The sequence below is a fragment of the Parabacteroides sp. AM17-47 genome, assembly GCF_003434625.1.
Classification (GTDB): Bacteria; Bacteroidota; Bacteroidia; order Bacteroidales; family Tannerellaceae; genus Parabacteroides; species Parabacteroides distasonis.
In genome coordinates, this window is sequence record NZ_QTLI01000001.1 from 240,554 (window position 1) to 262,600 (window position 22,047).

General features: G+C 43.7%; 18 protein-coding genes. 5 read left to right on the plus strand and 13 right to left on the minus strand.

Translation table 11 applies throughout. The features are described from left to right. Positions 1 to 224 precede the first annotated feature (224 nt). Positions 225 to 1,541 (plus strand): UDP-glucose/GDP-mannose dehydrogenase family protein, encoded by a 1,317-nt coding sequence (locus tag DW205_RS01175; protein ID WP_005868133.1) that lies wholly within the window; start codon positions 225 to 227, stop codon positions 1,539 to 1,541. A 67-nt stretch (positions 1,542 to 1,608) separates the two neighbouring features. On the opposite strand, the gene DW205_RS22720 is transcribed toward DW205_RS01175, so the two are convergent. Together DW205_RS22720 and feoB are read right to left on the minus strand one after the other, a co-directional pair. After that, positions 1,609 to 1,758, minus strand: a complete 150-nt coding sequence (locus DW205_RS22720) for a FeoB-associated Cys-rich membrane protein (RefSeq protein ID WP_085931208.1) — start codon at positions 1,756 to 1,758, stop codon at positions 1,609 to 1,611. Positions 1,759 to 1,808: 50 nt separating this feature from the next. After that, positions 1,809 to 4,298 (minus strand): ferrous iron transport protein B, encoded by a 2,490-nt coding sequence (gene feoB, locus DW205_RS01185; protein WP_005868134.1) that lies wholly within the window; start codon positions 4,296 to 4,298, stop codon positions 1,809 to 1,811. 137 nt (positions 4,299 to 4,435) lie between these two features. Here feoB and DW205_RS01190 point away from each other — a divergent pair, with 137 nt between their 5' ends. Both DW205_RS01190 and DW205_RS01195 read left to right on the plus strand, forming a co-directional pair. Next, positions 4,436 to 4,921, plus strand: coding sequence for a hypothetical protein (locus DW205_RS01190; RefSeq protein WP_005868135.1), 486 nt, complete (start codon positions 4,436 to 4,438; stop codon positions 4,919 to 4,921). Positions 4,922 to 4,937: 16 nt separating this feature from the next. Beyond that, the gene (locus DW205_RS01195; RefSeq protein ID WP_005856158.1) at positions 4,938 to 5,348 is read left to right on the plus strand and encodes a 2-amino-4-hydroxy-6-hydroxymethyldihydropteridine diphosphokinase; all 411 of its coding nucleotides are present in this window, start codon (positions 4,938 to 4,940) and stop codon (positions 5,346 to 5,348) included. Here DW205_RS01195 and DW205_RS01200 read toward each other — a convergent pair. The 9 genes from DW205_RS01200 to DW205_RS01240 are packed head-to-tail and all read right to left on the minus strand — an operon-like array spanning position 5,292 to position 14,359. Next, positions 5,292 to 6,305, minus strand: coding sequence for a class I SAM-dependent methyltransferase (locus tag DW205_RS01200; RefSeq protein WP_005868136.1), 1,014 nt, complete (start codon positions 6,303 to 6,305; stop codon positions 5,292 to 5,294). The two genes, DW205_RS01195 and DW205_RS01200, sit on opposite strands and share 57 nt — an antisense overlap. Beyond that, positions 6,289 to 7,422: a hypothetical protein gene (locus tag DW205_RS01205; RefSeq protein WP_005868137.1), complete on the minus strand. Its 1,134-nt coding sequence runs from the start codon at positions 7,420 to 7,422 to the stop codon at positions 6,289 to 6,291. Before DW205_RS01205 ends, DW205_RS01200 begins: the two co-directional genes overlap by 17 nt. A 4-nt stretch (positions 7,423 to 7,426) precedes the next feature. After that, positions 7,427 to 8,662, minus strand: a complete 1,236-nt coding sequence (locus DW205_RS01210) for a glycosyltransferase (protein ID WP_005868138.1) — start codon at positions 8,660 to 8,662, stop codon at positions 7,427 to 7,429. A gap of 14 nt (positions 8,663 to 8,676) precedes the next feature. Next, positions 8,677 to 9,312, minus strand: coding sequence for a PIG-L deacetylase family protein (locus DW205_RS01215; RefSeq protein ID WP_005868139.1), 636 nt, complete (start codon positions 9,310 to 9,312; stop codon positions 8,677 to 8,679). Positions 9,313 to 9,350: 38 nt separating this feature from the next. Then, a complete protein-coding gene (locus DW205_RS01220) occupies positions 9,351 to 10,658 on the minus strand; it encodes a polysaccharide deacetylase family protein (RefSeq protein WP_008771839.1) in 1,308 nt (435 codons plus the stop codon). After that, the gene (locus DW205_RS01225; RefSeq protein ID WP_005868142.1) at positions 10,649 to 11,602 is read right to left on the minus strand and encodes a GNAT family N-acetyltransferase; all 954 of its coding nucleotides are present in this window, start codon (positions 11,600 to 11,602) and stop codon (positions 10,649 to 10,651) included. The genes DW205_RS01220 and DW205_RS01225 overlap by 10 nt, the downstream gene beginning before the upstream one ends. Positions 11,603 to 11,643: 41 nt before the next feature. Then, positions 11,644 to 12,696, minus strand: a complete 1,053-nt coding sequence (gene recA, locus DW205_RS01230; protein ID WP_005868144.1) for a recombinase RecA — start codon at positions 12,694 to 12,696, stop codon at positions 11,644 to 11,646. Positions 12,697 to 12,705: 9 nt separating this feature from the next. Continuing rightward, the gene (gene bcp, locus DW205_RS01235; RefSeq protein WP_005868146.1) at positions 12,706 to 13,164 is read right to left on the minus strand and encodes a thioredoxin-dependent thiol peroxidase; all 459 of its coding nucleotides are present in this window, start codon (positions 13,162 to 13,164) and stop codon (positions 12,706 to 12,708) included. A 1-nt stretch (position 13,165) separates the two neighbouring features. Then, positions 13,166 to 14,359: a saccharopine dehydrogenase family protein gene (locus tag DW205_RS01240; RefSeq protein WP_005856184.1), complete on the minus strand. Its 1,194-nt coding sequence runs from the start codon at positions 14,357 to 14,359 to the stop codon at positions 13,166 to 13,168. A 195-nt stretch (positions 14,360 to 14,554) separates the two neighbouring features. Here DW205_RS01240 and DW205_RS01245 point away from each other — a divergent pair, with 195 nt between their 5' ends. Together DW205_RS01245 and DW205_RS01250 are read left to right on the plus strand one after the other, a co-directional pair. Further along, the gene (locus DW205_RS01245; RefSeq protein ID WP_005868149.1) at positions 14,555 to 16,840 is read left to right on the plus strand and encodes a HAMP domain-containing sensor histidine kinase; all 2,286 of its coding nucleotides are present in this window, start codon (positions 14,555 to 14,557) and stop codon (positions 16,838 to 16,840) included. A 6-nt stretch (positions 16,841 to 16,846) separates the two neighbouring features. Beyond that, entirely contained in the window at positions 16,847 to 18,034 is a 1,188-nt protein-coding gene (locus DW205_RS01250; RefSeq protein ID WP_005868151.1) for a class I SAM-dependent methyltransferase, read from the plus strand. A gap of 159 nt (positions 18,035 to 18,193) precedes the next feature. Here DW205_RS01250 and DW205_RS01255 read toward each other — a convergent pair whose 3' ends face one another. Both DW205_RS01255 and DW205_RS01260 read right to left on the minus strand, forming a co-directional pair. Further along, a complete protein-coding gene (locus DW205_RS01255; RefSeq protein ID WP_005868153.1) occupies positions 18,194 to 19,024 on the minus strand; it encodes a hypothetical protein in 831 nt (276 codons plus the stop codon). Positions 19,025 to 19,058: 34 nt separating this feature from the next. Further along, on the minus strand, positions 19,059 to 21,980 hold the full coding sequence (locus DW205_RS01260; RefSeq protein ID WP_005868155.1) for an ATP-binding cassette domain-containing protein: 2,922 nt from the start codon (positions 21,978 to 21,980) through the stop codon (positions 19,059 to 19,061). Positions 21,981 to 22,047: the final 67 nt, after the last annotated feature.

The window sequence follows — 22,047 nt, forward strand, 5'->3', positions numbered from 1 at the left end:
ATAATAACGGACGGGTGAATCTATTATTGTTGATTTCTCCGTTTGTTTAACAATGTAAGATTTCCCTCTATTAAAGGGAAACCGAATACAAAGTTAACAGTTATTTCTTTAAAAACAGACGAACATATGATTTTTTTCAATTTGTATATTTATGATAGCGGATTTCTATGAATTATTGTACATTTGCATACGTTTTTAAGATATTTTGAGAAACAAAGGGAATTATGAAAATAGCAATAGTTGGAACAGGCTATGTAGGCTTGGTAACAGGTACGTGTTTTGCGGAAATGGGTACAGAGGTGTTTTGTGTAGATGTGGATAAAAATAAGATCGATAATCTGAAGAAAGGCATCGTTCCCATTTATGAGCCGGGTTTGGATGAATTGGTGGCTCGTAATATGCAGGCGGGGCGTTTGCATTTTACTACCGAGTTAAAAGAATGTCTGGATGAGGTGGAAGTCTTGTTTTCCGCAGTGGGGACGCCTCCAGATGAGGATGGAAGCGCGGATTTGAAATATGTGTTGGAGGTTGCTCGGACCGTGGGAAGATACATGAATAAATATATCTTGGTTGTTACTAAAAGTACGGTTCCAGTAGGTACTGCCCAGAAGGTAAAGCGAGCTATTAAGGATGAGCAAGCTAAGCGGAATGTAAATATAGAGTTCGATATTGCTTCTAACCCAGAGTTCTTGAAGGAAGGGGCTGCGGTAAAGGATTTTATGAGTCCGGACCGTGTAGTTGTAGGAGTGGAATCCGAGCGTGCCGAGAAATTGATGTCAAAGTTATATCGTCCGTTTTTACTGAATAATTTCCGGGTGATTTTTATGGATGTCCCTTCTGCTGAAATGACTAAATATGCGGCAAACGCTATGTTGGCGACTCGTATCAGTTTTATGAATGATATCGCTAATTTGTGTGAGATTGTCGGTGCTGACGTAAATATGGTGCGTAAAGGGATTGGGACGGATGCTCGTATCGGTAGTCGTTTTCTGTATGCGGGTTGTGGATACGGAGGTTCTTGTTTCCCGAAAGATGTCAAAGCGCTTGTGAAGACCGCTGCCGATAGTGGTTATCAGATGCGTATATTGGAAGCGGTAGAGGCTGTAAATGAAGAGCAGAAGTCAATATTGTTTCGTAAGTTAGTGAAGCATTTTAACGGGGATATCAAAGGTAAGCGTATCGCTTTATGGGGGTTGGCGTTTAAGCCGGAGACAGATGATATGCGAGAGGCTCCTTCATTGGTTTTGATCGAAAAGTTAAGAAACGCCGGATGTCTGGTTTCGGCTTATGATCCAGTGGCTATACCTGAGGCTCAAAGACGTTTGCCTGAAGATGTGATTTCTTATGTTAAAGATATATATGAGGCTGTGATAGATGCGGATGCACTATTGTTGGTTACTGAATGGAAAGAATTCCGTATGCCTTCTTGGTCTGTTATTAAGAAATTAATGGCTACGCCTTTAATCTTGGATGGACGTAATATCTATGATAAGGAAGAATTGGAGGAGGCCGGTTTTATTTATCATTGCATAGGTCGGTAAAGACCTTTTGGTTGGAAATAAGTTATGGGGCTGTGTTGCAATTCTTTGCTTGACACAACCCAATTGTCTATTTCATCAATTCTTTCTTTAACGAACACCCACTACACCCACAGCAAGGATCACTGGATTTCGGTTTCGTAAGCATTCGATAAACCTTATATGCGATATATCCGATAACCGAGATACCAATAACGCAAACTGCTATATCTTGCCACATACCTATAAATTTACCTCCTATATATAACTAAATAAAACATAGGAAAGTTCTTAGCTGAATAAACCCACAAAGAAATTCCCCGTTTGATAAACAATGAAAGAAACGATCCATGCTAGGACACAAGTATAAATGATAACGAATATACCCCATTTCCATGAGCCAGACTCGTTGACAATAGCCGATATAGTCGCTATGCACGGAAAATAAATCAAGACGAAAAGCATTAAGCTAATCGCTATGAGCGGTGTGAATACCAAATTACCTTCTGCGTTACGGTCTTGCTTCAAACGCTCCGACAGGGCTTGGCTGTCATCATCGGCATTCCCCGTGTATAATACGCTTAACGTGCTGACAACAACTTCTTTCGCCGCCATACCGGTAAGTAGGCTTACACTCATTTTCCAATCGAATCCTAAAGGAGCCAAGATCGGTTGAATCGTCTGGCCGATACGCCCGATATACGAATTTTGTTGGTGGTCGATTGCCTTCAAGCGTTCTAACTCCTCTATCGTATCTGTTTTTTCTTGAGAATCCAACTCCGTATTTTCGATCTCCGCTATCTGGCGATCAAACTGATCTCCGCTCTCCGAATGTCTGGGGAAATACCCAAGGAACCAGATGATGATAGAAGCGACCAAGATGATACCTCCCATCTTGTGCAAGTATTGTTTCGCTTTCTCCCACATATGGATCATGATGGATTTGCCGGTAGGCATCCGATAGGGGGGGAGTTCCATTACGAAAGGAACATCCTCCTCGTTAAACAGGAAGCGTTTGAAAAGACGGGCCATGATAACTGCCAGCAAGATTCCGGATACATATAAAGCTAATAACACAAAGCTGGCGTTCTTCGGGAAAAACGCCCCGGTCAGCAATACATAAACCGGCAGGCGGGCGCTACAGCTCATCAACGGATTTACCAACATCGTTATCATCCGGCTATTACGGCTCTCTATCGTACGGGAGGCCATGATAGCAGGAACATTACAACCGAATCCCATCACTAAAGGGATGAACGACTTTCCATGCAGTCCCATCTTATGCATGATCTTATCCATGATAAAAGCCGCACGTGCCATATATCCGGAGTCTTCCATGAACGATATGAACATATACAGAATCAAGATATTCGGCAGGAACACGATAACACCTCCCACGCCACCGATGATACCATCCACGAGAAGATCCTTCAAAGGTCCTTCCGACATATGGCTGCGCACGAAATTACCGATCACTTCGACCAATGCCTCTATCCATTCCATCGGATAGCCTCCCAAACGGAAAGTGGCCTCGAACATGATCCACATGAATAGGATAAAGATAGGGAAGCCTAAGACTTTATGCGTGACGAATAGATCGATGATCTGCGTACTCGTTGCCTCTTTGATCGTATTTTGTTCGTAAGTCTCACGCAACGCTCCGGAAATAAAGCCATAGCGTGCGTTCGTGAATGCGGTCTCACAATCCTCTTGCAATAACTTTTCTATTAGGGCTGTATTACGGTCTCTTTCTTGGAAGATCGTTTCGGCACCGGGCAGCGTTTTTATAAATGTCTCTATCTCCCGGTCTCCCTCTAATAGCTTGATAGATAGATAGCGCTTTGACAAGCTTTTGGGTATATCCACGCTATTTTTCAAGGTCTTCCTAACGTTGCTGATCCCTTTCTCTAAAGACTCTCCGTAATTAATATGGATATGACGGATGACAGGATCTTCTTCTTCGTATACCTTGATTACACGGTTAAACAAATCCTCTATGCCAAAGCCTGTTTTACTTACGGTCGGGATAATCGGTGCCCCGATCATTTTTGCTAAGGACTCATGATCGAATTTATTACCATGGCGTTCCAGCTCATCATACATGTTTAAGGCGATTACCATGCGAACGTCCATATCGATCAGTTGGGCGGTCAAATATAGGTTTCGCTCTAGATTGGATGCGTCGATAACATTGATCACCACGTCTGGTTGCTCTTCATTCAAATGCTTACGCACGTATAATTCTTCCGGCGTGTAAGCGGATAGGGAGTAAGTACCCGGTAAATCTACGATGCGGAATGTATAGCCATTCTGTTGGAAGGTTCCTTCCTTGGCATCTACGGTCACGCCGCTATAGTTACCCACATGCTCATGTGCTCCGGACGCAAAATTGAAAAGAGAGGTCTTTCCGCAGTTCGGATTACCAACCAAGGCTACGTTAATTGTTTTTCCTTTATGTAATGCGATGGCTTGCAATTCATTGCCGGAAGGCAGGATAAAAGAGTCTGCACTCCTGTTCGTATCTTGTACCGAGGTAGCTTGTTCCTTCTCGAAATCCGCCGCGCTAACGACTTCGATCAATACGGCGTCCGAGCGTCGCAATGAGACATCATATCCCATTACACGATAGTGAATAGGGTCTTTGAGCGGAGCGTTTTGTATAACGATCACTTCTTTCCCTCTGATAAATCCCATCTCGATAATGCGTTTGCGGAAAGCTCCGCGACCCATTACCTTTACTATAACACCTTTATCGCCTGTGCGAAGTTCTGATAATCTCATGTCCTATTAAATGTTACGCAAAGGTAGCTTGAAAACTTCGTACCACCAATACCAACTAATAGGTATTTTTTTATTTCCATGGGTTGTTTTTCGAGTATTTTATGTATGTTTGTGCCACAAATTTCAACTTTAGACAAATGAAACTACGAATTACTTTGTTCGCTACCTTATTGGTTCTTCTGTCTGCTTATTTTACAGGCTGTAAAAAAGAATTGAAGGATTTCTCTTTTAGTTATAGTATGGAAAGTGTAGATAACTACAAACTAATGGTTCTGTTTGATAGTGACAAGACATTCCGTATCGAGGAGTATAATTATTATATGGATAATTTCGCCAAGAAACGAGATCCTAAAATTATGGAGGGGATATTGACTGACGAGGAGTTCGCTTCTTTAAAACCGATTCTGCAAAAATGTAATTTCTTTAAGATGAAAGACTCTTATGGCTTTGAGGAGGAGACGAACCGGGATTTAGGGGATATCATGTATCAGGTTTCATTTACCACGGAAGGTAAGGAGAAATTTATCTCTATCCGTAATAGCGATACCGGACAATTTTCCGCTTCTTTCGTGAAGTTGATCGGTTTTATCAATACATTCTTGAATAATCATAAGAATGACTAAACGCTTTTAGCCGGAGATGGAGAATAAACGAAACCGGGTTCTATTGTGCTTAGGCTCTAATTGGGATAAAGAGAAAAATATGGAGCGCGCGGCGGAGATGCTGCGTGCTCATTTTGTTTTTATACAGTTTTCTCAGCCAGTTTATACGGAACCGATCGATTGTCCATTATCAACTACATTTTTGAATCGAGTGGCTGTTTTGTATAGCGAGGAGAGTCCGGCGCGAATAAAGGATGTCTTGAAAGATATAGAATGCTGCATCGGCCGTAAGCCGGAAGATAAATCTTGTGGGCGTGTGCCGATAGATATTGATTTATTGCAGTGGAACGACCAAATCTTGAAAGCTGAGGACTTGACCCGTGAATATGTTCTAGATGGCATCTGCTCGCTCCTTGCCGCAGGAGAGAATGATGAATGGTGCCAATAGAAAACCAAAGGAGCCGCTGTTGCGGATCAATGCGTTGATACCTTTGCATATCAAGGAAAGAACTGGGTTGTTTCGGTCTGCGTTATAAAATCCTTTCTCTACTTTAAGCTTGAACTGGTAGGGTGCCAATAAGTCCTCATAAGTCTGTATGGGAAGGATTCGTTCGGCCCAATTACCTGTAGCCGGGTCGCAAGTATTGTATGGGTCTTCCGGGCTTGGTAAACTCTTTTTCTCGATCGCTTTTTGAATATCGGGATAGGTCAAGCCTCTAGTCTGCCGGGCCCATGTCTCTACTTCTTTTGGGGAGAAAGCCGGGCAAAGTTTCGTTATGAATTGCTCTCGTAATGTATAATAGTTGGGGGATTCCAAAGATCCACTTTCGCATCCGACCATCATCTTATGTAACCGTTGTTGGACATACGGGTTGAATGGTGTAGAGGCTGTCGTGAATAGTAGATACATGGAATCGTTTATATGGATTAAATCCTTGAAGAACAAAGATAAATCATAGACATGCTCTATCAGGTCCGTAGCGATTAAAAGTTGGGGGTAGACTTTGTTCCTTGCGCACCAGTCCGCAAGAACATCTGAATCTCCATGGAGTATGATATCGGGGCCTATTCCTATTATTTGTTTCAATAGCTGGATCGTCTCCACGGAAGATGGGTTAAGATCAATATAAATAACTTGTCCTATTCCTATGGATTTCGCCAGAATACTAAGGAAGCCGGTTCCTCCTCCATAATCGATTAGCGTGACATCGGAGATAGGGGTTTGTATCGCTTGAAGTCCTCTTTGTAGGCAATCTGCGTATATATGCATGAAATAGCTTAACGCCGGCTTTAAGTTGCCGATGTATCGCTTATTATAATCGCTGATCGGTAATTTATTATAGTCGATCGCTTTCAAACGTTCGGTTAATGTATGTAATAAATCACTTCTATTCTCTTTCATCATATATCATCTTGTATAAACGTATCCCCTGATCTTCATTAGAAAAAGCAGGGAACAATAATTGTTTTCGTTTATCTATCACCTCTTTATCTATAGGTAGGGCCATTAATTGTTCGCAAGCCCGTATCATCTCATCCGGCGTATCGGCGATATGGCATAAAGGATCTAATCCGCTACCCGCTAGCATGAGATGATTGACAATCGTATGCCTTCCAGCGAATAAGCTGTTCAAAAGCTTTAGTTTTAGGCCGGTATCTTGAAATGTGATTAGCATATGAATTTGTGCGTTGTGGATCAATGCGTCCATACGTTCCTTACTGGGATTTGCTTCTACTTTTATATGTGGGTAAGGAGCGGCTGCCTCTCGTATCAAACGGGTCGGGTTCATGCCCGCTATTATGCAGGTATGTTTTAATTGGCTGAAAACATGCTTGGTGAGAAATAACACGGCTCGTTCATTCTCGATAACGGATAACTTGCCATGATATAAAATATAATCGGATTTTCCCGGTTCGGCCGTAATCCGGTTATTCTCGTGGAAACAAGGAACGAACTCGATCCTTTGATTGGGAAATTGTTTTCGTAAATAGTCTGCGTCTGTCGTGGATACGGCGATTATCAGATTTGCGTACCGTGCTACTTTCTGATAGGCTTGGAAGCGCATGGCCTCGATCTTGAAAAAGGCATTGCGAACCAATCCTTTGCCAGACTTTGCCAAGTGGCGATAATAATCGTGCTCGATATTGCACTCCCGGAATATCTTCATACGGTTTCTTAAACGGGGATCGTCCATATAATAGCAGGAGTGGAGGCCCTCAAATAAGATCGGGTAATCATTTTGTAAAAGATTCTCGATCAAGCGATGATCTTTACGGCTATATACATTGTAAGGGAGCCATGTTAAATTAGCGATTACCCCGGTACGGCGTTTATAATAGAAAACCTTGTCGCAAATGCTTTCTAATTCCGGTGCATGCGGACGTTCATATTCGAAACAATGTAATATGAGTTTCACGCCGCAAGCACGCAAGGCTTCCAGTTTATAATACACATCAATAACCCCTCCGTAATTGGCGGGATAAGGTATATTGAACGATACTATGTTGAGGTATTTATCCATCTGCTTAAATCTCCTCAAATATACGCGCAAATTGGCTAGCTTGTTCTTTCCGGGAATAATTCGATAGCTTATCCCGATTGACGGGCGAGGTCGTATATCCTTTTTCCTGCCATTCCTCATAGTAATGTTTCAAGAAATCGTACACCTCGTCTACCCGGGTTGCGGCCAGTCCGGAATGGGTCTCCTTGATGGCTTCGGCGAGGTAAGCCTCGTCACTCTGTACGCATAAGATGGGTTTTTCTACCGCAAGCGATTCAAAGAACTTAGTTGTCATGAAGCCTTTTGGACCAGACGTGTCAAACTTATTCGTCAAGGAAAGCAGCACCGAGCTTTTGTTCAAGATGAGGGGAATATCGGATGCCGGTACATACTCATGGTAATCCATGAAAGATTGCACCCCATGTCGTTCGGCTTCTTGGCGGATGATGGAGCGGGACTCTTGATCGGTATACCATACAACTCGAAAAGTTTCGGGGATAATGACCTTGTCCTCCGTAAGACGGGCGATGGCTGCAAATAATAACTCCGGATTTCGGATCGCTAAACTTAACAACCGTCCGGTATAGGTAATGATAAACCGGGAGGTCTTGATTTGTTGCGGATAGAACAACTCAGGATCGAATCCATTATAAATCAGTCTTACGTTGGGATTATATTGTTTGAGTACCTCCACATGCCAAGGCGATACGGTCGTGACACAATCCGCTACCTCCAAAGCGTTATTTCGCTTTCTAAGTAACCGTTTGCGAAATCGCTTTGTGATGAATGCGTCTAACCATGAAAATGTATGGAATTTATGCGATATATATTCGTTGGAGGCATATTGCTCGATAATATCTCGTAAATCCACGACGAAAGGGAGGTTGGTATGGATCGCTAACGTCTTGGCGGCGGTTAAAGGAAAGGTGCGGTATGTGCTACACAATATCCCCTTGTACTGGTTGGTCTTTATTAAGGGGATGCATGCGTTGATTATTCTCATGTCTTTATAACCAAACAAGATGTCTAGAAACATGACCCACATCCATTCGATATGCTTTGAGATCTTTCCTGATGCTTTGTAGTAGCGGACGCAATACACGTCCGCATACCCCGTAAGGAATTCGAATGTATTGTCTTCTATGTATTCTGTCACTACGGTAACTTCCCATCCCATGCGTGTCAAATATTTGCATAGATATCCCATTCTGGGGGCGAAAGCGGGTGGGAACATATCACATATGATAAGGAGTTTATTCATGGATTCAATCAGTGTTATAAGAATAGACGAACGACTTCAAACGCTTCCGCATAGGTACATCCCGCTTGGACGCCCCGTGCTCTCGCTAATGAATAGATAAAGTCCTTGGATAGATAATCTCTCGCTCCTTGCGATTTATAGGCTTTCAATGATTCTACCTTTGCGTCGATATGGCGCTCTTCCAGCCTTACAAAACATTGTGTATTGAATGTCAAGTTGTTCCAGATTAACTCATAACCTAATATATTCGTGTTTTTGAACGCTCGTAGACCCTCTTGGGCGATCGTCGTATGATCTTGGTGGATGTCGTGCAAGCTAGGGATGAAGACTAGGTCAAAATCGGATACTTTTTTCAGGCGTATTAACTCCTCTAATATCTCTTGTCTTGCGTATCCCAGTTTTCTTACTTCGTAATTGTATATGATTAGGTTTTCCGGTTCTATACCTAAGGTCTGGGTCGCTTGCTTGACCTCTGTCTTCAAGATATCTTTCGGAAAACCCTCGGGAACCGATTGCTGTGCGGTGGAGAAAGCCACATAGGTCACTTTTTTACCATCTTCTATCAGGCGTGAGATAGTTCCCCCCAACCCAAGTTCCCCATCATCCGTATGAGGGGCGAGGACTAAAATATTTTTACAATTAGTAATCATTCTTTCTGATTTATTTGAATACAGGGATTTTATTGTTTTCACTGCTTCGCTAATTCTTTTAATAGCTGGGCGTATAATTTACGTAAATAACTTCCGGACCCTTCTTGTACGGAGTCATTATGCCATAGTAAAACCAATTCACCTCCTACATTATTTACTTGTTCCACTAAATTCCGGCAATAGGTTAAAGCCCTGTCAAAATCCAGTCCCATATATTTCTCCTCCTCTAGGGTACAATCCATTATAATAAGCGGATGTAGTCGGAGAGGAGATAGCCGGCGGGTGATCGGATTGATCCAACGAACCGGGTAGCAAGTCCCTAACCGGAATCCGGAGACATCGGCGTACCCCATGGTGAAATCGTCCGTAACCCCAGCAGCCTCTATTTGGTCCATATCTTCCGGTTCCCGGATTGCCAAGAAATGATGACGGTTGAACCGAACATTTTTACCGATATGATCTTCCAGACCGGTTTTCTCTTTCCGGATAAGGCTGGGAGTCGTACCCGCTTGGTAGCTACTATGCAAACCAATAGTTACATTATGCTCTAAAGCACTTTTTATCAATTTACGAATATCTTTATTCCTCAAATCGTAATGAGGTTTGTCGTGCTTGGCTTTCCCCCCGTTCCGGATAAATAGGATAGGGTGACATTGTTCCTTCCCGATCAAGTCCTGAAGGATACTATTCTGGCGGAAAAACCAAGGGAAGGTATAAAACGGGTCTTTCTCAAGGGAACCGAATTTACCTTGAAAGGATTTATATAAACCTCTTCTATCTCTAATAGACCGTATCAAACCTTTCCACGAACGATATAGAGTCGGAGAATCTACGTCGTGCGTGAGGTAGATCTTCCGGATTTGCTTTTTTACCTCGGGTACACGTAACCGGGATTGGCGTAGCCAACGATGAAGCAGCATGCGATATTCATCCACGATCGGACGATGCAGGAAACCGGCCCGGTAGGGTAAGGACTCTTTACCGGGAAATCTTCCATGCTCATCCCGAAGTCCACGCCGTACCATCTCCTCGTATCTGGAAATGAGAAAATAAGTACTTGCGATGATATCGGCATGAACCACCCATGTATCTCTTATCCATTCCTCTTTCGGCGAGCCGAATAACAAGGGGATACCTTGAACCTCTTGCAAGGGGAGTTCCGGTAAGGAAGCGGGAGTCCCGTATGTTTGTCCATCAAAGAAGCCGGATGGAATAATAACGACGTTATATCGGTCGAATTTATTGGGATCAGCCGTGTACCCGATCGTTTCCACCAGTTCGCTAGGGACATCATCTCCTACAAGAAAACGTATTATATAATGTAAAGTGCGATTTTTCATACCCATTTGCTTAGTTTAATGCGTGCTCTGTCTAATAAACTCAATTTCCCCCTAGATATTGTGAAAAATGGGGTTTGGATAGCTCCGAACTCGCGGAAGAAACGTTCTACTCCGGGTAGCATAGACCCTTCGAAATCAAATACCGTCGTAAATTGAGAAACGAAATGAAGACATTCCCACAGGACGTAGCTTTGCGCTCCGGAACCTCTATAGGCCGGATTTCCTCCTCCTGCGAGATAGTAAGCCGATCGATCTTGCCATACGATGAAAGCGGCCGCATGTAAATGGCCTTGCTCGTCATAACCTCCCCATAAATCACCTTGTCCTCTTTGCCGGCAAGTGGCGATCAAGTCTTTCAGTACATTCGTGTCTTCCTTGATTCGTACATGCTGGCGATCAAATGTTTGGGCTTGTACAGCTAGGAACTCATTCAAAGGAATCCCTTTTTTTACGGATATATGGTATTTATTCTGCGCTTTCGCAATATTTCGCCGGATATTGGGGCTCATATTCTCCCATACCGCTTGATGATCCCGGATATTTTTTAATAAATAGGTATAACGTGTCGTTTGGTTATATCCCGCCCAATAAAACGGAAGCCAATCCGTAATGTCATAATTGAAATTTTGCAGGAAGTGCGGATAGCGTTTTAGTTCTTCCGTGAATTGTTTGCATAGTTCTTGACGTCGTCCTAACTCGGTCGTATATTTCGTGTCGGAGGAACTTGCGGCGAACCAAGGGCCCATCGTTTGGGTGTAAGAAGGCATTGAGACAATATCGGAATGGGGGACGTAAAGGGGGAGGGTTGCCTGTATCCTTCCCTTTTGTTCTATAAGCAAGACATCCCATTTTTTTTCTCCGCAAACCGTATCCAACCACCAGTCATGTGAGAAGATCGGTATATTTTTTTCAGTATTGCAAAGTAAACGATATTTGTCTTTATTACTCATTACAATTTTGTATAGGGGCGGGGTTTGCCCGCCCCCGCAAATTACTTGTTGGCTTTTAATGCCTCAAATATTAATTCGGATAATTCGTCTGCCAATTCGGGATTGTCCTCGACACATTGTTTTGCCGCATCACGACCCTGTCCCAATTTGGTATCATTGTAGCTGTACCATGAACCGCTCTTCTTGATGATATTCAGTTCAGAACCAAGATCGATGATCTCTCCGGAACGGGAGATACCTTGACCGAACATGATATCGAACTCTGCCTTGCGGAATGGAGGAGCCACCTTGTTTTTTATAACTTTCACACGCACTTGGTTTCCCTTGATCTCGTCACCATCTTTTAGCTTTCCGATGCTACGGATATCCAAACGGACTGAAGCGTAGAATTTCAACGCATTACCACCAGTCGTTGTTTCTGGGTTTCCGAACATTACACCGATCTTATCACGCAATTGGTTGATGAAGATACAGGTCGTATTCGTCTTATTGATCGCGGCCGTCAACTTACGAAGGGCTTGCGACATTAGACGAGCTTGCAGACCCATCTTGCTGTCTCCCATATCGCCCTCAATCTCGGCTTTAGGAGTCAATGCGGCTACGGAGTCGATAACAATGATATCTACGGCGGATGAACGGATCAATTGCTCGGCTATTTCCAAGGCCTGCTCACCGTTATCCGGCTGGGAGATCCATAGGTTCTCTACATCAACGCCTAGCTTCTCGGCATAGAAACGGTCAAAAGCATGCTCCGCATCGATAAATGCGGCGATACCTCCTTTTTTCTGCGCCTCGGCGATCGCATGGATCGCTATCGTTGTCTTACCGGAAGATTCCGGACCATAGATCTCGACGATACGTCCTTTCGGATATCCACCTACGCCCAGCGCTGCGTTTAAAGCGATAGAGCCTGTCGGTATCACCTCGATATCCTCGATGCTTTCATCGCCCAGTTTCATGATCGAACCTTTTCCGTAGTTCTTCTCGATTTTATCCATTGCCGCACGTAAAGCCTTTAGCTTATCCGCATTAGCGGCTGGTTTACCACCTTCTTCTTTCGCTTTTTCTTCGAACAAATTTTCTTCTTTTGCCATATGTGTCCCTTATAAATTAAGGATTTGATTTGCATGGTCTTTTGTCTTCACCTCTTTCGGTCCGATGATATTTGTAACAATACCTTCCTCGTTGATGATAAAGGTGGTCCGGAGAGTCCCCATGTATGAACGTCCGTACATTTTTTTCTCAGCCCACACACCAAACAGTTCTTGTAGGGCCGTGTCTGTGTCCGCTATTAAACGGAAAGGTAAGTTTTGCTTTTGTATAAAGCCTTGATGCGATTTGGCGCTATCTTTGCTTACTCCTATGATTTCGAAGCCTTTCGCTTGTAAGGCTTGATAGCCGTCACGTAAGCTGCATGCTTCCGCCGTGCAACCGCTTGTGTTATCTTTCGGGTAGAAATATAGCGCTACTTTCTTTCCTTGATAGTCACTCATCTTTACCTCTTTACCGTCTTGATCGGTTCCCAAAAACTCGGGAACCTTATCGCCTATTTGTATTGCCATATTACAATTCTAAGTCAATGTTAAACAATTCATGCCAAGGCAAACCTTGCTCATTCAGCTCTTTCATGAATGGGTCCGGATTGAATTCCTCCACATTCCATACACCCGGTTTCTTCCAAATGCCTTGCATAAATAATTTGGCGCCGATCATGGCGGGAACACCGGTGGTATAACTAACACCTTGCGCTCCTGTCTCTAGATAAGCGGCATGGTGGCTACAGTTGTTGTATACGTAATAAGTTAATTCCTTACCGTCCTTGATACCACGGATGCGGCAACCGATGGAAGTCTCGCCAGTATAATTCTCTCCCAGATCACCCGGGTTCGGCAGTACGGCTTTTAAGAATTGGATCGGAACGATTTCCTGCCCGTTGTAAAGGATCGGGTCGATACGAGCCATACCGATATTTTGGATGACACGTAGATGAGTCAAGTATTCCTGTCCGAAAGTCATCCAGAAACGAGCCCGTTTGAGGGTCGGGAAGTTTTTGGTCAAACTTTCCAATTCCTCGTGATACATCAAATACGATTCTTTCGGTCCTACATTCGGATAATTCAAGGCTTTATGTACGCTTAACGGATCGGTCTCCTTCCATTCCCCATCCTCGAAATATTTGCCACGTTGAGTAATCTCACGGATATTGATTTCCGGATTGAAATTGGTAGCGAATGCCTTATGGTGATCTCCTGCGTTGCAGTCTACGATATCCAGATAGTGTATCTCGTCGAAATGATGCTTTGCCGCATAGGCTGTATATACGCCGGTAACCCCCGGATCGAAACCACATCCCAAGATAGCGGTAAGACCGGCTTTCTCGAAACGATCTTTATAGGCCCATTGCCAGCTGTATTGATATTTGGCTTCATCAAGCGGTTCGTAGTTGGCCGTATCTAAATAGCTAACACCGTATTCCAGACAAGCATCCATGATATGCAAATCTTGATAAGGTAAGGCCAGATTTACCACCAAATCCGGTTTGAAGGCGTTAAACAAGGCAACAAGCTCTTGCACGTTGTCTGCGTCTACCTGTGCGGTTTGCACTTTCACGTTCTTGATATCGGCGGCGATCTTGTCGCATTTACTTTTCGTACGGCTAGCTACCATGATATCCGTGAAGACATCCGCATTCATCGCTATTTTCTTAACAGCAACGGTACTTACGCCCCCTGCACCAATAACTAATACTCTTCCCATTTACTAATAGAATTAATCTTGTTAATATACAGTTTACAAGGTTTTCAACCAATGGACAAATATACGGCTTTTCCTTGACAATCCCTATATATTTATTCATTTTAGAACGGAAGAGGGAAAAGAAAGATACAGCTAATGAATGTGAATAATGAAAATAGTCGTACTTTTGTCACATTTACTGTTTAAAGTTTGGACATGAGATTCTTAAATAATGTCGGGGGTGTTTTTATTCTGCTTTTATTAGCGTTGGGGTGTAAACCTGAGGCGAAGCGGAGCCGTGTGCTTGTGATCCAATCTTTTCGGTGGGATGATAAGAACTATCTGGAATTAAACTCAGATATCCGGAAAGAGCTGGGAAAAAATCGGGTGAATGCGGACATCCGTACGTTTTATCTCGACTGCGAGTGTTATATGGCTGAGGAGGAAGAGGAACGGATGTATAACTTTATCGATACGATCCGTCTTTGGAAGCCCGACATCATATTGGTGAATGATGATCAGGCTACCTATACGTTGATGAAATGCGGCCATCCTTTTGTAAAGAAAGTTCCGGTTGTTTTCTCTGGCGTCAATTTCCCTAATTGGGATTTGCTGGAAGAATATCCGAATGTAACAGGTAGCTGGGATAAGATTGATTATGAGGAGAACCTTCGTTTGATCGATCGGCAAATGGGAAAGTCTCGCATTTATATCAATTATGATAAGACCTCCTTAGGGCAGTTGGCTTTCCGGGAGTTGATAAAAGCGGTCGATACGAGCCGGTATGTGTTGGATTATAATCAATTGGCTTTCCAATTAAATGATCCGGACTTTAAGGTGGATTCCATGATGTTTAGAACCGAGATGAGAATGAAGGCGATACGTCCTTCGAAAAATATAATCCATTTCATGCCTTTTCGTAAAGCCAATGGGGAGTTTTTATTGAGTAATATTAATGGTACCTATCCTTATTGCGTATTTTTCAATATCCGTTATGACTATACATCCGCAGGCTTGTCTAAGATGTTCGTGACTCCTTCATTTACGGCAGTGCGGGAAATCTTTAATATAAACGTGGAAGTTCTGGGAGGCTATTTTTGCTCGAACCGCATACAAGCGGCGGAACAGGCTAGGTTGGCGGCTAAAATTCTTTCCGGTACGCCTATCTCTTCCGTTCCGATCGTAGAGAGTCCCAAAGAGTATCTGTATGATTGGGTAGAGATGCAACGTTTAGGTATTTCAAAGGAAGAGGTCCCTACTAATGTTCATGTCATAAATATGCCTATTTCCGAACGGTATAAGATAGAGGTTTTTATCGCCTCTTCCTTGGGTGTGATCTTATTGTTGGCATTGATCGGTTATTTGTTTTATCTCTATTGGCGGGAAGCAAGACGAAGGAAAGAGGTGCTCGCTAATTTAAAGCAGGAGAAAGAGCATCTTTCTTTAGCGTTGGAAGGGGGTAATATATTCGCTTGGAAATTACAGTCTGGAACTTTCCGATTTGACAATGAGTTCTTTAGTTCTGTGAATATTTCTCCCCGGGAAATTCCTTTGGATGAGCTGTACGAGATGACTCATCCGGACGACAGGCAGAGTTTGCGATCCTTAATTGATTTCATTTGTACGGGTACGATCTCTCATCATATCCTTCAATATCGTTGCGATTTTAACGGGAAAGGTTACCAATGGTGGGAATTTCGTTACGGAAGCTTAGAGGATGCGAATGATGGGTATGTAATTAATGGCTTATGTTTGAATATCCAAAATATCAAGGATACGGAGGGGGTATTGATCTCTGCGAGGGAAAAAGCCGAGGAGTCGGATCGGATGAAGTCGGCTTTCTTGGCGAATATGAGCCATGAGATCCGTACGCCGCTGAACGCGATTGTCGGTTTCTCGAATTTAATGAACTCGGAAGAGGTCTTGGAGCCGGAAGAGCGTGAGCAGTTCGTGAAGTTGATTAATACGAACTCCGACTTACTATTGAAACTGATCAATGATATTTTAGATCTTTCCCGTATGGAATCTGGAAAGATGAGTTTTGTTTTCGATCGCCATGATTTGAATGTCTTGATCAATGAAATCTATTGTACTTTCCAGTTGATGATGCCCGAGGGGGTAGAGCTACGCATGCGTGTCCCCGAGATCCCGGTGATTGTGGCGGTAGATCCTTATCGGCTGAAACAAGTATTGTCTAATTTTATCAATAATGCCATCAAGTTCACGACTTCTGGCTATATAGAAGTTGGATACTATTTCTGTACGAAAGGCGACTGCCTTCATATCTATGTAGAAGACACCGGTATCGGCATCCCTGAGGAGAAACAGAAGCAAGTCTTTGATCGTTTTTGCAAATTGGATGAGTTTGCGCAAGGCACCGGACTCGGACTGGCGATTTGCCAAGTGATAGCGCAGCGTTTCGGCGGTGAGATACAATTGAAGTCGGAATATGGTAAAGGTAGCCGTTTTACGCTAACTTTGCCTAAAGAACGTATAGGTTGACAAAGCATGGAACAAATAGAGAAACTTTCACGATTTATCAAGGAACATGCGTCGGATGATTTGAATCGTCTGTTGCTTTCCGCCTCTCGTTATCCGGGGATCGATATCCCTTTCGTGGTGGATCAATTAAAATCTCGGCGGCAGATCAAGGATAAACTACCTTCATGGTATCAAAACGATCGACTGGTTTTTCCGGCGAAGATAGCGGCGGAGCAATGTTCCTCGGAACAGACTGCCTTGTACAAACAGAGGTTGGTAGATCCACAGGCACATGTATGTGATTTGACTGGTGGATTGGGGATCGATAGCTATTTCTTCTCCCGGAAAGTACGGCAGGTTACCTATATCGAACGCTTTCCCGCTTATTGCGAGGCGGCTATCCATAATTTCAAGGTGCTAGACGTTGGTAACGTAACGGTATTGAATGGCGATTCTACGGAGTTAATAGATAAGACCGATGGAATAGATGTGTTTTATATCGATCCGGCTCGTAGGGGAGAGGGGAATAAGCGGGTTTTTGCGCTGCAAGATTGCGAGCCGGACTTGACAAAGTTGGTTCCTGTCTTGTTTGGTCATGCCCCTAAGGTGATCGCTAAATTATCTCCGATGGCGGATATTCATATGACGTTGGATTTGCTTCCGGATGTGACAGCCATACAGGTGCTTTCGGTGAAAAATGAATGTAAGGAGCTTTTGTTTGTGTTGGAGCGAGGCTCGAAAGGCGGGAGTCCTCAAATCTGTTGCGTGAATTTCACTTCGGAGGAAGAGCCGGAATTGTTTGCGTTCTCATTGGTGGAAGAACGGGAAGCTGTCGCTTCCATCCGTGGAGAAGTCAAGCGTTATTTATACGAACCGAACGCTTCCATCTTGAAGGCGGGTGCGTTTAAAGCGGTCGCCACTCGTTTTGGATTGAATAAATTGCATGTCAGCAGTCATTTATATACGTCGGATGAGGTTGTCCCTAGTTTTCCGGGACGTTCTTTTGTGGTAGACGAAGTGATCCCCTTTACGAATAAACAATGTAAGACCTTGTCGAGGCAGATTCCCCAAGCGAATATCACAGTCCGTAATTTCCCCCTCTCGGTGGATGAGTTACGTAAGCGAACTAAAATTGTGGATGGAGGAACTATCTATCTTTTCGCTACTACTCTGGAAAATGGGGATAAGGTACTTATCAAAACTCATAAGATATAGGATACTGCATGGGCGTTGCAGTGTTACTGCATAGGTGCTGCAGCATTACTGCATAAGGGTTGCAGTACTATTGCAAGGCCTGTTGCAGTGATATCCGAAGGGATATAAAAAAAGTGTATGATGTTATCACCATACACTTTTTATGATATGAGGTTTATATTACTTCAATAGATTCGCACGCATTTCCTCAATCTTAGCTTTTGACTCACGAGCCGTATTTATGGTTGCTACCATTCCGCTTAACGGAGCGATTGTAGTTCCTAATTGCTCCAAGTCTGGATAATATTTAGCTAAGTCGGCTGTGATCTGCTGGATGATACCGATACGTTTTTCCATATTCTCGCTCAAACCGGCGGAAATAGCGTCGCCTTTAACAACCAAGCCCGGGTTTGCGTATACAATGGCATATTCTACAGCCATGCCCCCTAACAACTCAAGTTCAACGTCAGCCTTATCATTTTCCATCATAGCGTCGATCAATTTGTTTTCTTGGTCTTTCATGAATTTGCTTAACTCCTCTTTGCTGGCGTTAGCGGGAGCGGACTCTTTCATGATGTCGATAGCGAATGGAATGTCCAGATCCGTAGTCAATTTAACCAATACGTTCTCGATATCTGTAGTCGGCTTTTTCATAGCCTTCAATACGTTCAAGTCTGCGAAGTAGATACCGCAAGCACGTGCTTTCTGGGCTTGTGTGTTCAATTCGGAAACCTTGCTGACCGGCAACATAAAATCAGTATTAGCGACAGAGATCGTAACCTCGCCGGTAGATACTTTGTAAGGCAACTCCGAATCCGGCATATCTTTCAAGAAACGAGTAACCTCGTCTTTCAACTCGGCAGTAAGCAGACCTTTAGATACTTCTCCTGCGATAGCTGCTTCTTCCTCTACTTTTTGCTCAGCGGCGTCTTGTTTTTTACTGCTGTTGCAAGATACCATTCCAAATGTAATCGCTGCTATGGTTAGCAGGCTAACAAAACTCTTTTTCATGTTATTCTTTATTTTTAGATTATATATTTTGTCATTAATCGCTCCCTTTGTTTAAATACTTGCCGGGAAACTCTGCGAAGATAGATATAATTACCAATAAAGCAAAGATTCCTAACATTAATAAATTAAATGTAAAAGTAGAAAATGTATAACCGGCGAATTTTTTCTCATGACTATAGAAAGGCGCACGTCCCCAATTATTGTCCGGTTCCAGATAAATCTGCCCGATTTTAGGATAGATCCGGTTGTGAGCCTCCTTATAGAATTGGGTACTGGTTGAGTTAAGTACCAGTTCCTCAATGGCCGAGTTATGGTGCTCTTTTTTCAAGGTGTTCAACCATTCGGAGCCATGTTCTTGAATGACCTCTTTCCGTTTTTTCTCTAATAACGCCGTGAAATTATCGCTACGGGTATGCAGGGCTTTTTCCACTTTATCCATATAGCTCTCGTAACTCTCTTTGGACGTATAGGGGGCGATACGGGCGGCACGGGATAGTACGGCCAGTTCGTTGTGGATCGTCCGGGTGTTTTCTTCCCGTTTATTCGGGATCAGGTTGAGGCTGTTTATGAGGCTGCGCACCTCGTCGGCATGGACATTCCGGTAATATTGCGCTAGGAACTTTTCTTTTTCGACCGTGAAAAATAGGCGGTTGTAGCTGTTGTTCCGGAATTGTTCCGTAACCAACGCCTCGAATGCCCAACGTGAGGGGATAACCTCACCGATAAGGGGCACTATGTTCCGGCTGGATGCGCTCCTGCTCAAATCGTCGAACTTGACAACTAAGCCGCAAAGTAAAATCTGCGGGATTAAAAGCAGCGGTATCGTTATATAGATCGCTACGATCGAGTTTAAAGATTGCGATAGTATCAAACCTGTCAGGTTGGCGAGGAATGAGGTTGCCCATAGCGTGATCCACCAAGTAAGGAACATCTCGCTTCCGATGCCTATCAATAAATTTCCTACCACTATGAATAACAAACTTTGGATCGCTGAGATACAAAGCAGGTAGAACATCTTTGACGAGAGATAACTGCCTCGGCTCAATCGCAAGAATCGTTCTCGCTTTAGGAGCGTCCGGTCCTTGATGATCTCTTCGGCGCTGATGCTTAATCCCGTGAAAGTAGCGACAATCACCGCCATGAAAATGTAGGATACCAGGTTTTTGTTCGCCAGCAAAGAATACCCGTCATCGGGTACGAAGCGGGTGAGCAGGGCCACGATCACCGCCAATAAAGGAGTCTCCAGTAAGGCGATGCACAAATACTGCTTATTGGTCAGCTTGGTTTTTATGTTTCTTTCCAAGAAGATACAGAATTGCTTCCAGATCGAGGGCTTCTGCTGATGATTCGGGGGCAGGGGAGTAGGCTTAACCTCTTGGAACTTCGGGCGGGAAGCTACATATAACTCATGCCATTCTTTTGAAGTTATCTTCCGGATGTTTGTCTGGTTTCCGCTATCGTCTATCTTTTTTGCGTCGATAATAGTTAGGATTAATTCTGGATTGATATTTCCACAAGTGCCGCACACGCTGATATCCTGATCGGTGTAATTGGCGATCCGTTTGAAATAAGTGATCGCCTCGATCGGGTTACCGTCGTAAATCGGGTAACCGCCGGTATCTAATAACCACAGGCGATCGAACAACTTATAGATCTCGGACGAAGGTTGATGGATATTGACAACCACGAGCCGTCCCCGGTGCGTTTGTTCCTTTAACAGCATGATGACCTTCTCGGAGTCGGTGGACGAGAGGCCGGAGGTTGGCTCGTCCAAATAAAGGATCGCCGGCTCACGGATAAGTTCCAATGCTATATTTAAACGTTTACGCTGTCCTCCGCTGATCGTTTTCCGGATTGGAGACCCGACGGCCAAATCCCGGATCTTGCTCAGATCCAAATCCTCCAGTATCGTATTGACACGACCCTCGATCTCCTTTTCGGTCAGGTTTGCGAAACAAAGGCGGGCGGTATACCATAGATTTTGGAATACGGTCAGCTCCTCGATCAGCAAGTCATCCTGAGGCACGAAACCGATCAATTGCTTGCATTCCGGATCACTCAGCGGATGTCCGTTTAGGCATACACTTCCCTCCCCGGGGATAATATTCCCATTTAAGATGCTTAACAAGGTAGACTTACCAACGCCGCTTCCTCCCATGATGGCTACCAACTGGCCGGATTCAAGGTTGAAAGAGAAATTGTGCATACCGTTCTCGCTATTTTTGAAGCTGAACTCGATATCCCTCCCGGTTAATAAAATACGTTCCTTATGCTCATTCTGATTGAATACATCGAGGACATCACTATAATAAACCGGCAAGAATAGCGGGCTTTTGATTACGCTGCTACGTTGCCAGCCATAGAAGATACCGGAAGTAAGCGGGATATCGTTCATGAATACCCGTCCGCTGCCTTGGTAGATAAAGACCATTCGGTCGAACCGGGTCAGTCTCAACACCCGTATCTCGCCCTCCAATCCCCTTCTGTAGATATGGTTGATGTCTTTATCGCTATCATCAGCGTTGATCGTAAGTATGGAGGGAGATTTTTTACCGACAACAAAGGCGTATAGATTGTCGAAGGTATCCGTGTCGATATTAAATATCGTAGCGATCTTATGGAAAATGGCTAAGTTCTCGTTCAATCCTTCATTGTTGCCATGGGCGAACTCCATGAAACGGAGAAGAAGCAATAGCTGGTCTTCCGCAATCAATTTGGGCTTGAGCTGGTTGCATACGTTGATAATAACACTCTCTCTATCGATATCGAAGTCCGGATCATCGTAAACACTTTGTATCTCATCAAATAGCTCCATATATTCTTTATGGGAGCGGATACCAAAGTGACTGGTTAAGTAAGAATTGACGGCCTGACGCGCTTGGTCACTTTCTATTTTTGCCAACGAAGCAAATATAGCGAACAAGTTCAGTAGCCCATTGAGTATAGTTTCATTCATTCATCAAAGTATTGTTTCAAATGTCTTGCAAAGATAAGGTAAGTGAAACAAAAAACAGGTCGAATGT